This is a genomic window from Actinoplanes sp. URMC 104 (assembly GCF_051386375.1).
GTDB lineage: Bacteria > Actinomycetota > Actinomycetes > Mycobacteriales > Micromonosporaceae > Actinoplanes.
The window spans coordinates 2,704,531-2,719,421 of the sequence record NZ_JBPQTO010000011.1 but is presented as its reverse complement, the minus strand read 5'-3'; the positions used below and the strand labels follow the sequence as shown (position 1 = coordinate 2,719,421).

The following is a 14,891-nucleotide window of genomic DNA, read 5'->3' as shown; positions in this document are numbered from 1 at the left end:
TCCACAGCCGTCGGCGCGCTTGCCGGGCCGCTGTGGATAAGCTGCCGCGGCGGCTTGACATGGCCTACCGTGGGCGGCGGCCCCCGGGCTGGGCGGGCTGGGCGGGCTGGGCGGGTGGGCTGGGCGGGCTGGGCGGGCGGCTAGCGGCGGGTCTTGAGGCTGCGGAAGCGGCGGCGCTCCAGGCCCGGCAGGGTGATGTGCTCGTTGAGGCCCTCGCCGGTGGCCACCTGGTCGCAGATGCGGGCGGCGATGCGGCGCACCAGCACGCGGCGCAGGCCGCGGGCGCGGATCTCGCCGGCGAACGAGCCCGCGAGGCGGCGCAGGCGGCGGCTCTGCTCGGCCATCGCCGGTTCGAGGGCGGCGAAGGGCACGTACAGCGCCCGCGTCGACGGCGAGCCCAGGTAGGCGAACGGCTCGGAGCCGGCCATCGCCTGGAACGGGACGCCGAGCAGCAGCATGTTGCGGTAGGCGCGCTGGTCGAGCAGGGTCACCACGTGCCGTACGCCCGCCCGGTGCCCGGCCTGCAAAAAGGTGCGGTAGAGCAGCGAGCTCACCTCGAGGCCCGACTTGCCGCCGCGGTACTCCGGCAGCACGCCCACGGTGGCGAAGTCCCAGATCTTGCCGCCGTCCTGCAGGTCGTGGGCCTCGACGATGGCCGACAGGTCGCGGCCGATGCGGTCGGGCGCGTCGTCGAGGGTCTTGCCGCCGCCGTCGATCACCCGGCCGGCGCCCGCGGGGCGGCGCGTCTCGCGGTCGAGCACGACGAAGAAGATGCTGTGCCGTTCGTAGTCGCCGTACTCGGCGGCCATGGTGGTGGCGTCGTTGCCGAAGGCGGCCTCGAAGACCTGCCGCTCGACGGTGCGGGCCACGTCGGCCAGCGGGTCGGAGGGGCCGACGGCGAGCGCCACGAAGCGGCCGGTGCCGGGGTGGGTGGCGAGCGCGACGGCGGACAGCCGGGCCACCCGGGAGGCGTCGAGGTCGTAGGGCACGGCTCAGAATCCCTTCGCGACGATTTCAGTGGTGCGGAAGTAACTCTGCGTAAAAGCCACGACGTCGGCGGGGTCGAAAGCCTTGCACGTGTAGACGTCGACGCTGAAGAACGGGACGGGCCGCTCCCACGAGTAGAAGTGGGCGCCGGAGGTCTCCCAGTGGATCCAGCCGGCCCAGCCGTAGAGGTCGCTCACGTGGGTCACCGGCTCGATGAGCGTGATCATGTCGGTCACCACCGACAGGTTGCTCAGGTAGTCCTTGATGTGCTCGTCGGTGATCACGTACGTCGGGTACCCCTCCACCACCAGTCGCTGCCTGTGGATCATCGGGGCGAGATCGCGGTAACCGTTACCGGCCGTGGGGAGCGTCAGCGACATGAGAAAGCGTCCTAGCGGGCGTATCGGGGAAATCGGACGTGTCCTACTGTAGGCGAAAGTTACTCTCTGTAAAAGCGGCAATAGTCACAGAGAGTTAAGGCGCGGGCCGTGAGCCGTCGAGCCGGCCGTCGGGGTGGTCTTGATCTGCAGGCCCGGGCGGGCCAAGGTCGATACTCGATGAGTCTCGATCCAGGACGAGGATTCCTGTGGACGACGGGCGGCCCGGCCGTGCGACGGCGGCGGTGAACCTGCTCTGGCGGGCGCTGCGGCGCAACCGCGGCCGGGTCGCCGCGGGCAGCGTGCTGATCGGGGTGCACCAGGGCTGCGAGGCGCTCGTGCCGATCCTCATCGGCGTGATCGTCGACCGGGCGGTCGCCACCCAGCAGCTGGGCATGCTGGCCTGCTGGGTGAGCACGCTCGCCGCGCTGTTCCTGGTGCTGACGGTCGCCTACCGTACGGGCGCACGGCAGCTCATGCGGGCCATCGCCGACGAGGCGCACCGGCTGCGGCTGGAGGTCGCGGCCACGGTGCTCGACCCGCGCGCCGGGGTGCGCACTGGCGACGTGCTCACCATCTCGACCACCGACGCGGACACCACGTCGTACCTGCTCGACTATCTGCCGCGGCTGGTCGGGGCGCTGGTCGCCACCGTGGTCAGCGCGGTCGGGCTGTGCCTGATCTCCGTACCGCTGGGTCTGGTGGTCCTCGTCGGGACCCCGGTGGTGCTGGTCGCCCTGCAGCGTGCCGCTCCGCGGATCACCCGGCGGGTCGCGACCCGGCAGGAGGTCGCGGGCCGGGCCGCCTCGCTCGCCACCGACCTGGTCACGGGGCTGCGGCCGCTGCGCGGCATCGGCGGGCAGGACGCCGCCGCACACCGCTACCGCGAGGTCAGCCGCGAGTCGCTGGACGCGACGCTGCGGGCGGCGAAGACGCTGGGCTGGTTCCAGGCCGCCTCCGACACGGTCAGCACGCTGGTGGCCTGCGGCATCGCGATCCTGGCCGGCTGGTTCGCGCTGACCGGCCGGATCACCGCGGGCGAGCTGGTGACGGTCATCGGGCTCGCCGCGTTCCTGGGGGAGCCGTTCGCCACGCTGTCCGCGGCGCCCGGCTGGTTCGCCTCGTCGCGCGCGTCGGCCGAGCGGATCGAGGCGGTGCTCGGCTGCAGGCCCGCCGACCGGCCGCCCGTCCGCAACCCGATCCCGCCGTTCGACGGCGAGTGCGTGGGGGTGGTCGCCGAGCCGGACGCGGGCGCGCTGGTCGAGCTGTTCGACGACGGGTCGCCGGACGTGCTGGTGGCGCCGCACCTGCCGGAGCTGTTCAGCGGCACGATCCGCGAGAACCTGCTGAACACCCGGGCGGGCGACCTGCCCGCGGTGCTGCGCGCGTCGGCGGCCGACGACGTGGTGGCGGCCCACCCGGACGGGCTCGACCACGCGATCGCCGACCGCGGCGCGGCGCTCTCCGGCGGCCAGCGGCAGCGGCTGGCGCTGGCCCGCGCGCTGCTGGCCCGGCCGCGGCTGCTGGTGCTGCACGAGCCCACCACCGCGGTCGACGCCGTCACCGAGCACGCGATCGCCCGCGGCATCCGCGACCTGCGCCACGGTCCCGGCTCAAAACTGGGCACGCTGCTGGTCACCACCTCGCCGGCGCTGCTCGCGGTCACCGACCGGGTGGTGGTGCTGCGCGACGGCGAGATCGTGGCCACCGGCACGCACGCGTCGCTGGCCGCCACGGACGACGGCTACCGGGCGGCGGTGCTGCGGTGATCCAGGCTCTTCCCGTCGCGACCCCGCGCCAGACCTGGTCGTGGCTGGCCCGCCAGCTGCTCACCCGCCGGCTCGAGGTGGTGTCCACGGTCGCCACCGGGCTCGGCGCGGCGGGCGCGTCGGTGGTTCCGGTCACCGCGCTGGGGCTGCTCGTGGACCTGGTCCGCGACGGCGCCGCCTCCACCGCGCTGGTGCCGATCGGGGTGCTCGTCGCCGGCATCGCCCTGCTCGGCGGGATCGCGGCGGGCGCCACCACGACGCTGGTCAGCCGGCTCGGCGAGCGCATCCTGGCCGCCCTGCGCGAACAGGCCGTGGGCGTGGCGCTGCGGCTGCCCGTGACCACCCTGGACCGTGCCGGGCGCGGCGACCTGCTGGCCCGGGTCGGCGCGGACGTGGCCGCGGTGGGCACGGCGGCGGCCGAGGTCATGCCGACGGTGTTCTCGGCGCTGTTCCTCGCGCTGCTCAGCGTCGTCGCGATGTTCGGGCTGGACTGGCGGCTCGGCCTGGCCGGGCTCGCGGCCATGCCCGGCTACCTGCTCGCGCTGCGCTGGTACCTGCCGCGGTCGGCGCCGATCTACGCCGCCGAGCGGGCCGCGGTGGGCGCGCGCTCCCAGCTGCTGATGGAGAGCCTGCAGGGCGTGCGGACGGTGCACGCGTACCGCCTGGAACGCCGCCACCTCCAGGCGATCGACCACGCCTCGGCCCGGGCGCGCGACCTGTCCGTCGGGGTGTTCGCGCTGTTCACCCGGTTCGTGGGCCGGATCAGCCGGGCCGAGCTGCTGGGGCTTGCAACGATCCTGGTGGCCGGCTTCTGGTTCGTCCGGGCCGGCTGGGTAACCGTCGGCGAGACCGCGGCGGCCGCCGTGCTGTTCCACCGCCTCTTCAACCCGGTGTCGATGATCCTGTTCACCTTCGACGAGATCCAGGCGGCCGGGGCGGGCCTGGCCCGGCTGGTCGGGGTCGGGACCCTGCCGGTGGCGCCCGCCGGCACGCGCACGCCCGCCTCCGCCGGCCTGCTGCTGCGCGACGTGACCTTCGGGTACGAGCGGCAGGTGCCGGTGCTGCGCGGGATCAGCCTGGACGTGGCGCCGGGGGAGCGGGTCGCGCTGGTCGGCTCGACCGGGGCGGGCAAGACCACGGTGGCCTCGATCGCGGCCGGCATCCTGCGGCCGGACACCGGCACGGCCACCGTGGGCGGCGTGCCGGTCGACCAGCTGGCGCCCGGCGTCGTGGCGATCATCAGCCAGGAGACGCACGTCTTCGCCGGCCCGCTGATCGAGGACCTGCGCCTGGCCGGGCCGCACGCCACGGAGGAGACCGCCGAGGCGGCGCTGGCCCAGGTGGGCGCGCTGGCCTGGGCCCGTGCCCTGCCCGACGGGCTCGGCACGGTGGTCGGCGAGGGCGGCCACCCGCTCACCTCGGCCCAGGCGCAGCAGCTCGCGCTGGCCCGGCTCGTGCTGCTCGACCCGGCCGTCGCGATCCTCGACGAGGCCACCGCGGAGGCCGGCAGCGCGGGCGCCCGCGAGCTGGAGGAGTCGGCGCTGGCCGCCACCAAGGGTCGCACCACGCTGCTGGTCGCGCACCGGCTCACCCAGGCCGCCGGGGCCGACCGGATCGTGGTGCTCGAGCAGGGCTTCGTGGTCGAGGAGGGCACCCACGACGGCCTGGTCGCCGCGGGCGGCCGTTACGCCACGCTCTGGTCGGCCTGGCAGTCCCGGGGCTAGAACGGCACCTTGCCGTCGTCGTCGAAGAAGCCGCCGGTCGGGCAGTCGCGGCCCAGCGTGGCCAGGCGGACGACGATCGCGGCGCCGTCCTCGGCCGTCCGGGTCAGCTCGACGCCCAGACCCCGGGCGAAGTCGGTGTCGCACGCTCCGGGCGCGATCGCGTTGACCAGGATGCCGTCGGCGGCCAGCGACTTCGCGTACTGCACCGTCAGCATGTTCAGCGCGGCCTTGGACACCGGGTAGCCCAAGGAGCCCGGCACCCGGCTCAGGTAGTGGGTGGCGTCGGTCGTCCAGCCCATCGACGAGGTGCCGCTCGAGACGTTGACGATCCGCGCCCGCGCCGATCGGCGCAACAGCGGCAGCATCGCCTCGGTCACCGCGACCACGCCGAAAAGGTTGGTCTCGAACACGGCCCGGATCCCGTCGAGCCGCGCCGCGCCGGCCACCTGCCCGGCGGGGTCACCCGCGATTCCGGCGTTGTTGACCAGCACGTCCAGCCGGCCGAACCGCTCCCCGATCTCCCCGGCCGCTGCTGCCACGCTCCGCTCGTCGGTCACGTCGAGACCGATCGCGTACGCGGTCCCGCCCGCGGCGCGGATCTTCTCCGCGGCGTCCACGCCGCGCTCCGGCGACCGCGCCCCGATCAGCACCGTCGTCCCCAGCCCGGCGAGCCGGTCCGCGACGGCCCGCCCGATTCCCCTGTTCGCCCCGGTGACCAGGGCGATCCTCGACTCGTTCATGATCTCGAGCCCACCACCGCCGCCCGGCCGGGGCCAGGACCGGCCGGGTCTCGGTCGATACCCTCGCTGTATGGACGACGTCGAGACCCGGGAGCTGCGCTACTTCGTCGCGGTCGCCGAGGAGCTCCATTTCGGCCGCGCCGCGCGGCGGCTGGGCATCGCGCAGCCGCCGCTGTCCCGGGCCATCCGTCTGCTGGAGCGGCGGATGGGGGTCACGCTGCTGGAACGCACCAGCCGCGAGGTGCACCTGACGCCGGCCGGCGAGGTGCTGCTGGCCGAGGGCCGTGGCGCGCTCGGCGCGGTGTCGGCGGCCATCCGGCGGACGAAGCGGGCCGCCGCCACCGCGCCGTCGCTGGTCCTCGCGCTCAAGCCCGGCGGCGACGCCCGCCTGCTGCGCACGATCCTCGACCGGTACGCCGCCACCGCCGGCGCGCTCCCCGTCGACCTCGCCTTCAGCATGGGGGTGCGCGCCGCCATGGTGCGCGACGGCCGCGCCGACATCGCCCTGCTGCACCGCCCGCAGAACGACCTCACCGGCCTGGACAGCGACGACCTGCACACGCACCGGCAGGTCGTGATCCTCGCCGAGGACCATCGGCTCGCCGCCCGGGACGCCGTGTCGATGGCGGATCTGCGCGGCGAGACCCTGCCCCGCTGGCCGGAGTCGCGGGCCGGAGTGAGCGGGCTGCCGGTCGCCGACAGCAACCAGCTGCTGCACCTCGTCACGCTCGGCCGGATGGTCGCCCTCGTGCCGGAGCCGATGGGCGACCGGTTGCCGCCGGGGGTGGTGCGCCGGCCGGTGGTGGACGCGGGCTCGGCCACGCTGGTCGTCGCGTGGCCGCAGGCGAGCACGTCCCGGCAGGTGGCCGCGTTCGTCCGGGCCGCCGTCGGATCAGTCGACTGACAGCGTCACGGTCAGGCGCGGGTCGTCCAGCGCGTGCGCGGCGACCACGCGGTAGTCGCCCGCCTTGCGCACCCAGCCGCCGTCCTCCCAGACCTCGAACGTGCGCGGGGACAGCGGGATCCGTACGGTGACCGTCTCCTGCGGCGACGCCTCGACGTTCGCGAAGCCGGCCAGCCAGCGCTCCGGCCGCGACGGGTCCACCGGCGACGGTCCGACATAGAGCTGCACCACCTCGCGCCCGGCCCGCGCGCCCGTGTTCGTCAGCGTCACGACGGCCTCGGTCCCGGTCGCCACCAGCTCGTCGTACTGCCACGTCGTGTAGCCCAGGCCGTGCCCGAACGCGTACAGCGGCGCCACCCCGGACCGCAGCCAGCCGCGATAACCGACGAAGACCCCTTCCTCGTACGCGACCACGCCGTCGCGCGGCTCGACCGCGAGCACGGGGCAGTCCTCCTCCAGCCGCGGCCAGGTCGTGGGCAGCCGCCCGCCCGGCTCGGCGCTGCCGAGCAGCACGTCGGCGAGCGCGGCCCCGGCCTCCTGCCCGGGGAACCAGGTGAGCAGCGTGGCAGCCACCTCGCCGGCCCACGGCATGAGCACCGGCGAGCCCGCGTTGACCACCACGACCGTACGGGGATTGGCCGCGGCCACCCGCGACACCAGCTCGTCCTGCCGGCCGGGCAGCGCGAGCGACGCCCGGTCGAAGCCCTCGGACTCCACCTGCTCGGTCGTGCCGACCACCACCACGGCGACGTCCGAGCCGGCCGCCAGCCGTACGGCCTCCTCGATCAGCCCGTCCTCGTCCGGCGAAGGCGGGCGGTGGCCCAGCGTGGTCGCGATCGAGTGGGCGAGGCCACGCTCGATGGTCTGCCGCAGCACGACCGGCACCGCCACCCCGGCCTCCAGCCGCTTGGTGACGCGCTGCTCGCGCGGGGACAGCAGCAGGTCGGCGCGGGTCGCGGTCGGCGGGTGCAGCGAGCCCGAGTACAGCAGCTCGTCGCCCACGGTCAGCTCGAACGTGCCGAACCCGGAGACGGCGAACGTGTGCTCGCCCCCGGCGTCGGGCGTGAACGTCGTCTCGAGGCGGATCTCGTCGACGTCGGCGGGGTCGAGGCCGCCGGGCAGCGAGCCGATCCAGCGCACCGCGGCCGGGTCGACCAGGAACGTGTGGTCGCCGACCGTCACCGTGGTGGGCGCCCAGCCGGGGCCGTGGGCGGCGGGCAGGAACGGGCGCGGGTCGGCGCCGACGGCGTACTCGACGTCCACGCCGGAGAGCCGCTCGCGCAGCCCGTCCAGCGGCGAGATCACGTGCGGCGGGGAGACCTGGGCGCTGCCGCCGCCGAGCACCCGCGCGTCGGCCGCGAGGGCGCCGATCACGGCCACCCTGGTGAGCGCGGCCGGCTCCAGCGGCAGCGTGTAGTTCTCGTTGCGCACCAGCACGAACGAGCGCGCGGCGACCTCGTGCGCGACCGCGTCGCCGTCCAGGTCCGCCGGCGGCGTCACGGCCGGGCCGCCGTCGAGCGCGCCCACCCGCTGGGCCAGCAGCAGCACCCGGCGCACCTTGTCGTCGACGACCTCCTCGGGGACCTCACCCGAGCGCACCGCGGCCACCAGCTTGTCGCCCCACGGGTTCTCCAGGGCGGGCATCGCGATGTCGAGCCCGCCCAGCGCCGCCCCGACGGTCGAGCGGGCGGCCCGCCAGTCGGAGACCACGACCCCGTCGAAGCCCCACTCGCGCTTGAGGATCTCGTCCTGGATCGGGCCGTTCTGCGCCATCGACCGGCCGTTCACGCCGTTGTAGGCGCTCATCACGCCCCACCCGCCGGCGCGGACGACCCGCTCGAACGGCGCCAGGTAGATCTCGCGCAGCGCCCGGTCGCCGATGCGGACGTCGGCCTCCATCCGGTCGGTCTCGAAGTCGTTGCCCACCAGATGCTTCACCGTCGTGCCCACGCCGTGCTGCTGCACCCCGCGCACGAAGCCCACCGCGATCTCGCCGCTGAGCAGGGGGTCCTCGGAGTAGCACTCGAAGTGCCGGCCGCCCAGCGGGGTGCGGTGCAGGTTGACGGTCGGGCCGAGCAGCAGGTGCACGCCCTTGCGCCGCGACTCCTGGCCCAGCAGGCGCCCGGCCCGCTCCGCCAGCTCCACGTCCCACGCCGCGGCCAGGGCGGTCGGGCTCGGCAGCGCGATCGACGGGTCGTCCGGCGCCCAGCCGGTGCCCCGTACGCCGATCGGCCCGTCCGACATCACCAGGGACCGCAACCCGATCCGCTCGATCGCCGGCAGCGACCAGAAGTCCTGTCCCGCCAGCAGCGACACCTTCTCCTCGAGGCTGAGCTGCGCGAGAAGCTGCTCGACATCCGCCATGGGCACGCTCCCATAAATGGTGTTCACCGGAGCCACCTTAGGATCACGCAGGTGGAGACACCTCGGCACCCTTCCGCCCGCTACGAACGCCTCGTCCGCAGGGCCCAGGCCGACGGCCGCGTGCCCGCGCTCTCGGTGGCGCTGCGCCGCGCCGACCGCGAGCCGTGGCTGTTCACCGTCGGCGACTCCGGCAACCCCGGCCACCCGCTCGGCGCGGACACCCGCTTCCGGATCGGCTCGATCACCAAGACGTTCAGCGCGGTGCTGGTGATGCAGTGCCGCGACGACGGCCTGCTCGACCTCGACGACCCGATCGCCCGGCACCTGCAGGTGCCCGCGCACGGCGACGCGACGATCCGGCGGCTGCTCTCGCACACGGCGGGCTTCCAGCGGGAGCCGTACGGCGACATCTGGGACACGCTCGAGGCGCCGGGCGACGAGGCGGTGCTCGCCGAGCTCGACCGGGCCGAACGGGTGCTGCCCAACGCGCGGCGCTTCCACTACTCCAACCTCGGGTTCGCGGTGCTCGGCCAGCTCGTCGCCAAGCTGCGCGGCGGCGCCTGGGCCGACGTCGTCACCGACCGCGTGCTGCGCCCGCTCGGCCTGACCGCGACCACGCTGCAGCCGCCCGCGCAGGCCGCCGTCGGCTACGTGGTCGACGACTTCTCCGACGCGGCCCGCCCCGAGCCGCGCACCGACCTCGGCGGCGTCGCCCCGGCCGCCCAGCTCTGGAGCACGGCCGGCGACATGGCCACCTGGGCCGCCTTCCTCACCCACCCGGCGACCACCGACCCGCAGGGCAGGGTGCTGGCCGCCGCCACCGTCGAGGAGATGCGCTTCCCCGGCACCGTCACCAACGAGGCGCTCTGGCAGACCGGCTTCGGGCTGGGCGTGATCATCGAGCCGCAGGGACGGTTCGTCACCCACATCGGTCACGACGGCGCCATGCCGGGGTTCCTGGCCTCGGCGTACGGGCGGCGCGGCGGCGACGGCGTGCCCGACGGCCTGAGCTGCGCGGTGCTCGGCTCGTCCGGCACGTCCCGGGTCATCGGCGAGCTCGCGCACGAGCTGCTGCGCCAGGCCGTCGAGCTGGACCCCGCGGGGATCCGGCCCTGGCGCATCGCCGCGCCCGCCCCCCGGGCGTACCGCTCGATCCTCGGCCACTGGTACAGCGAGGGAACCCCGTTCGTGTTCTCCTGGCACGACGGGGCGCTGCAGGCCCGGGCCGCCGATCTCGCCCCCGACGTCCCGCCCGCGATCTTCGAGCCGCTGCCCGACCGGCCGGACGTGCTGCGGACCGTCAGCGGCCGCGAGACCGGCGAGCTGCTGCGGCTGACCCGCGACGAGTCCGGGACCGTCGTGCGGATGCACTGGGCGACCTACCGCGTCACCCGCGGGCAGGAGGGTTTCGACGGCGGCGCGGCCTGCGACGGCCCGGAGTAATGGCATCGGCGTTGCGGCAGCCGAGCGGATAGGATGGCACGATCCTTCAGTACGCCGCCTCACCGCAGGCGACGAAGAGAACGAGAGCAGGTGGCGGAGGCCTCACGGCCGCCCTATGACCGGTACGCCGAACCCTTCCAGCGCGGGCTCCAGCGGCGCGGCGCGGGTGCAGACCAAGATCTCGGTCACCGACCCGAAGATCATGGTCAACCTGCTGGGTGCCAAGGACGAAATCCTGCGGCTCATCGAGCGAACCCTCGCCAGCGACGTGCACGTGCGCGGCAACGAGATCACCATCACCGGTGAGCCGGCCGACAACGCCACCGCCGAGCGCCTCTTCGCCGAGCTGATCGAGCTCATCGAGCGGGGCGAGACGCTCAGCGTCGACTCGGTGCGCCGCACCGCAGCCATGCTCGAGGACGCCACCGCCGAGCGCCCCGCCGAGGTCCTCACCCTCAACATCCTCTCCCGCCGCGGGCGCACGATCCGCCCCAAGACGCTGGGCCAGAAGCGCTACGTCGACGCCATCGACGAGAACACGATCGTGTTCGGCATCGGCCCCGCCGGCACCGGCAAGACCTACCTGGCGATGGCCAAGGCCGTGCAGGCGCTCACCGCCAAGCAGATCAGCCGGATCATCCTCACCCGCCCCGCGGTCGAGGCCGGCGAGCGGCTGGGCTTCCTGCCCGGCACGCTCAACGAGAAGATCGACCCCTACCTGCGGCCGCTCTACGACGCGCTGCACGACATGCTCGACCCCGAGTCGATCCCCCGCCTGATGGCCGCCGGCACGATCGAGGTCGCGCCCCTGGCCTACATGCGCGGTCGCGCTCAGCCCCTGACGGCCGGCGTTCTGACCCCCGACGGCTGGCGGCAGATCGGTGACCTGCGCGTCGGTGACCTGGTCGTGGGGTCGGACGGTCTGCCGACCCCCGTGCTCGGCGTGTATCCGCAGGGCCGCAAGCCGGTCTACCGGGTGACGACCCAGGACGGCGCCTCCACGCTGGCCTGCGGCGAGCACCTGTGGACCGTCCGCACCGTCGACGACCGCAGCCACGGCCGTCCCGCGCGGGTGCTGCAGACCCAGGACATGATCGGCAAGCTGCGCCGCGGGCACGTGCACCGGTACGAGCTTCCGCTGGTCGAGCCGGTGGAGTTCGTCCCGCAGGACGTGCCGCTCGACCCGTACGCCCTGGGTCTGCTCCTCGGCGACGGCTGCCTCACGACCAGCACCACGCCGTCGTTCACCACGGCCGACCCCGAGCTGGCGGAGGCCCTCGAGGCGGCGCTTCCGGACATCGAGCTCGTCCGCAAGAACGAGGTCGACTACGTGCTGCGCCACGTGCACGGCCACCGCGGCGGCGTCATCGTCGCCAACCCGGTCACCGCTGTGCTCCGCACGCTGGGCCTGGCGGGCACGAGGTCGAACACCAAGTTCGTCCCGCAGAGCTACCTGATGAACAGCGCCGCCGTACGCCTGGCGGTCCTGCAGGGCCTGCTCGACAGCGACGGCGGACCGGTCACCCAGGGCGGGCGCACCTGCCGCATCCAGTACACGACCTGCTCCGAGCGGCTGCGCGACGACGTGGTCTTCCTGGTCCGTTCGCTCGGCGGCGTGGCGTACTGGCGGCGCCGCCCGGCACTGGGCCGCAAGCCCGGCAACGCCCGCGGGCGTGCGGTGGAGTACCGGCACGACGCGTTCGTGCTCGACATCCGCCTGCCGGAGACGCTGGCGCCGTTCCGGCTGGGCCGCAAGAGCGAGACCTACGACCTGGCCGGCGGCGGTCGCCCGATGCGGTTCATCCACGAGATCGAGCCGGCCGGTGAGACCGAGACCGTGTGCATCCAGGTGGGCGCGGCCGACTCGCTCTACGTGACCGACGACCTGATCGTCACCCACAACACGCTCAACGACGCGTTCATCATCCTCGACGAGGCGCAGAACACGACGCCCGAGCAGATGAAGATGTTCCTGACGCGGCTCGGGTTCGGGGCCAAGATCGTGGTGACCGGTGACGTGACGCAGGTCGACCTGCCGGGCGGCACCACCAGCGGTCTCAAGATCGTTCGCGAGATCCTGCAGAATGTCGAGGACGTGCACTTCGCCGAGCTGTCGAGCTCCGACGTCGTCCGCCACCGGCTGGTCGCCGAGATCGTCGACGCCTACGCGCGGTACGACGACGAGCAGGAGCGCGCCAGCCAATCCGTCCGAGCCGTGCCCGGTCGTGCCGCCGACGGCGGACGCAACGGGCGTAGGCGCTGAATCAAGGGGTAATCGCACCACTATGTCCATCGAGATCGCCAACGAGTCGGGAGTCGAGGTCGACACCGACGCGATCCTCGCGGTGGCCCGGCACGCCCTCGACGAAATGGGGGTCAACCCCCTCGCCGAGCTGTCGATCCTGCTCGTCGACATCGACTACATGGCCGAGCTGAACCACCGCTGGATGGGCGGCGACGGCCCCACCGACGTGCTCGCGTTCCCGATGGACGAGGGCAGCGTCGACCACGGTCCCGGCGAGGCGGGCACGGGCGAGCCGGCGCTGCTCGGCGACATCGTGCTCGCCCCCGAGGTGGCCGCGAAACAGGCCGTGGCCGCCGGGCACTCCGCCGCCGACGAGCTGCACCTGCTGACCGTGCACGGGGCGCTGCACCTGCTGGGCTACGACCACGCCGAGCCGGAGGAGGAGCGCGAGATGTTCGCCCTGCAGAACCGGCTGCTCCAGAGCTGGCGGGCCGGGCGGGCCGGCTAACCGTGGGCCCCCTCTCAGCGGCGCAGTCGGCCTCGGCGGGCCTGCCCGACGTCCAACTGATCGTCTTCGCGGTGCTGCTGGTGTTCCTCGCCGGCCTGGCCTCGATGACCGACGCGGCGCTGGCGACCGTGTCCTCCGCCCGCGCCGCCGAGATGGCGCGCGAGGGCGAGCGCGGCGCCTCGGCGCTGTCGGTGGTCGCCTCCGACGTGGTGCGCTACCTCAACCTGTTGCTGCTGCTGCGGCTGCTCTGCGAGCTGACGGCCACCACGCTCGTCGCGCTCGTCGCGGTCGACAGCTGGGGCATCGGCTGGACGGCCGCGCTGGTCACCGCGGGCACGATGACCGTGGTGAGCTTCGTCGTGGTCGGCGTCGCGCCGCGGACGGTGGGGCGCCAGCACGCGTACGCCGTGGGCCGCGCCGCCGCCCCGCTGGTGCGCTGGCTCGGCCGGGTGCTCAACCCGCTCGCGAAGCTGCTGATCCTCATCGGCAACGCGGTCACGCCGGGCCGGGGCTTCCCCGAGGGGCCGTTCGGCAGCCAGGTCGAGCTGCGCGAGCTCGTCGACCTGGCGGAGCAGCGCGGCGTGGTCGAGCACGGCGAGCGCGAAATGATCCACTCGGTGTTCGCGCTGGGTGACACGATCGCCCGCGAGGTGATGGTGCCGCGCACCGAGATGGTGTGGATAGAGGCCTCCAAGACCCTGCAGCAGGCGCTCTACCTGTTCCTGCGGTCGGGCTTCTCGCGCATCCCGGTGATCGGCGAGAGCGTCGACGACGTGCTGGGCGTGCTCTACCTCAAGGACGTCATCCGCCGCACCCAGAACGGCGACCCGGCGTCGGCCGCGCAGGCGGTGGCCGACCTGATGCGCCCGGCGACGTTCGTGCCCGAGTCCAAGCCGGTCGACGACCTGCTGTCCGAGATGCAGGCGGCCCGCTCCCACCTGGTGATCGTGGTGGACGAGTACGGCGGCACGGCCGGCCTGGTCACCATCGAGGACATCCTCGAGGAGATCGTCGGCGAGATCACCGACGAGTACGACGTGGAGCGGCCCCCGGTCGAGCACCTCGAGGACGGTTCCGTACGGGTGACGGCCCGGCTGCCGATCGAGGACCTGGGCGAGCAGTTCGGGGTCGAGCTGCCCGCCGACGAGGTGGAGACGGTCGGCGGCCTGCTCGCGCAGACGCTGGGCCGCGTGCCGATCCCGGGCGCCGAGGTCGACGTGGGCGGCCTGCACCTGGTCGCCGAGGGCACCACCGGCCGGCGCAACCGCATCGACTCGGTGCTGGTGCGCCGGGTGGAGCCGGCCGAGCCGCAGGAAGACGACACCGAGACCCCGTCGGACACCGACACCGAGACCGAGGAGCGACAGCCCGCCGATGCCTGAGACCGACACCGCGCTCAGCGCCGAGGACACCAAGCTGGTCACGCTGGCCCGCAGCGCGCGCGCCCGGGTGGGGGCGGCCGAGGGAGCAGCCGTACGCGACCAGGACGGCCGCACGTACGCGGCGGCCACGGTGTCGCTGCCGCACCTCTCGCTGACCGCCCTGCAGCTCGCCGTGGCCTCCGCCGCGGCGTCCGGAGCGAAGCTGCTCGAGGCGGCCGCGGTCGTCACCGAGACGGCCGAGCTGGAGAACGAGGGCCGTGCCGCCGTGCGCGACCTGGCCCCGGCCGCCCCGATCCACGTGGCCGACCCGACCGGCTCGATCTGCGGCACGGTCACGGCATGACGTACCGAAACGACCTCCTCGGGACCGGCCCGGCATGACCGACGACCGCAACTCCGCCCCGCCCTCCGCGCCGTCCTCCGCTCGCTCGTCGGACTCCACGTCGGA

Annotated in this window: 11 protein-coding genes and 3 pseudogenes; 10 read left to right on the top strand and 4 right to left on the bottom strand. The window is 73.9% G+C overall.

All coding sequences use genetic code 11. The features are described from left to right. Positions 1–140: 140 nt before the first annotated feature. Both ACSNN8_RS38495 and ACSNN8_RS38490 read right to left on the bottom strand, forming a co-directional pair. Positions 141–989, bottom strand: a complete 849-nt coding sequence (locus tag ACSNN8_RS38495; RefSeq protein WP_436655288.1) for a hypothetical protein — start codon at positions 987–989, stop codon at positions 141–143. Positions 990–992: 3 nt separating this feature from the next. Next, positions 993–1,367 (bottom strand): S-adenosylmethionine decarboxylase, encoded by a 375-nt coding sequence (locus tag ACSNN8_RS38490; RefSeq protein WP_436655286.1) that lies wholly within the window; start codon positions 1,365–1,367, stop codon positions 993–995. Positions 1,368–1,573: 206 nt separating this feature from the next. On the opposite strand from ACSNN8_RS38490, the gene ACSNN8_RS38485 reads away from it, so the two are divergent. After that, positions 1,574–3,133, top strand: coding sequence for an ABC transporter transmembrane domain-containing protein (locus ACSNN8_RS38485; protein WP_436655284.1), 1,560 nt, complete (start codon positions 1,574–1,576; stop codon positions 3,131–3,133). After that, a complete protein-coding gene (locus tag ACSNN8_RS38480) occupies positions 3,130–4,857 on the top strand; it encodes an ABC transporter ATP-binding protein (RefSeq protein ID WP_436655282.1) in 1,728 nt (575 codons plus the stop codon). The genes ACSNN8_RS38485 and ACSNN8_RS38480 overlap by 4 nt, the downstream gene beginning before the upstream one ends. Here the strand turns inward: ACSNN8_RS38480 and ACSNN8_RS38475 are convergent. After that, positions 4,854–5,597, bottom strand: coding sequence for an SDR family NAD(P)-dependent oxidoreductase (locus tag ACSNN8_RS38475; protein WP_436655280.1), 744 nt, complete (start codon positions 5,595–5,597; stop codon positions 4,854–4,856). The two genes, ACSNN8_RS38480 and ACSNN8_RS38475, sit on opposite strands and share 4 nt — an antisense overlap. A gap of 70 nt (positions 5,598–5,667) precedes the next feature. On the opposite strand from ACSNN8_RS38475, the gene ACSNN8_RS38470 reads away from it, so the two are divergent. Further along, entirely contained in the window at positions 5,668–6,501 is an 834-nt protein-coding gene (locus ACSNN8_RS38470; RefSeq protein ID WP_436655278.1) for a LysR family transcriptional regulator, read from the top strand. On the opposite strand, the gene ACSNN8_RS38465 is transcribed toward ACSNN8_RS38470, so the two are convergent. Beyond that, positions 6,490–8,865 (bottom strand): beta-glucosidase family protein, encoded by a 2,376-nt coding sequence (locus ACSNN8_RS38465; RefSeq protein WP_436655276.1) that lies wholly within the window; start codon positions 8,863–8,865, stop codon positions 6,490–6,492. The two genes, ACSNN8_RS38470 and ACSNN8_RS38465, sit on opposite strands and share 12 nt — an antisense overlap. A gap of 51 nt (positions 8,866–8,916) precedes the next feature. On the opposite strand from ACSNN8_RS38465, the gene ACSNN8_RS38460 reads away from it, so the two are divergent. From ACSNN8_RS38460 to ACSNN8_RS38430, 7 genes and pseudogenes are all read left to right on the top strand, one after another. Next, entirely contained in the window at positions 8,917–10,308 is a 1,392-nt protein-coding gene (locus tag ACSNN8_RS38460; RefSeq protein WP_436655274.1) for a serine hydrolase domain-containing protein, read from the top strand. Positions 10,309–10,423: 115 nt separating this feature from the next. Continuing rightward, positions 10,424–11,137 (top strand): annotated as a pseudogene (locus ACSNN8_RS38455) (PhoH family protein); the annotation flags it as partial. Then, positions 11,126–11,938, top strand: a pseudogene (locus ACSNN8_RS38450) (LAGLIDADG family homing endonuclease); the annotation flags it as partial. The pseudogenes ACSNN8_RS38455 and ACSNN8_RS38450, both read left to right, overlap by 12 nt. A 270-nt stretch (positions 11,939–12,208) precedes the next feature. Further along, positions 12,209–12,571: pseudogene (locus ACSNN8_RS38445) on the top strand (PhoH family protein); the annotation flags it as partial. Positions 12,572–12,593: 22 nt separating this feature from the next. Next, positions 12,594–13,061 carry an rRNA maturation RNase YbeY gene (ybeY, locus tag ACSNN8_RS38440; RefSeq protein WP_436655272.1) on the top strand — a complete coding sequence of 156 codons (468 nt, stop codon included), beginning with the start codon at positions 12,594–12,596 and terminating at the stop codon, positions 13,059–13,061. 2 nt (positions 13,062–13,063) lie between these two features. Next, positions 13,064–14,443 carry a hemolysin family protein gene (locus ACSNN8_RS38435; RefSeq protein WP_436655270.1) on the top strand — a complete coding sequence of 460 codons (1,380 nt, stop codon included), beginning with the start codon at positions 13,064–13,066 and terminating at the stop codon, positions 14,441–14,443. Next, on the top strand, positions 14,436–14,786 hold the full coding sequence (locus ACSNN8_RS38430; RefSeq protein ID WP_436655268.1) for a cytidine deaminase: 351 nt from the start codon (positions 14,436–14,438) through the stop codon (positions 14,784–14,786). Before ACSNN8_RS38435 ends, ACSNN8_RS38430 begins: the two co-directional genes overlap by 8 nt. Positions 14,787–14,891: the final 105 nt, after the last annotated feature.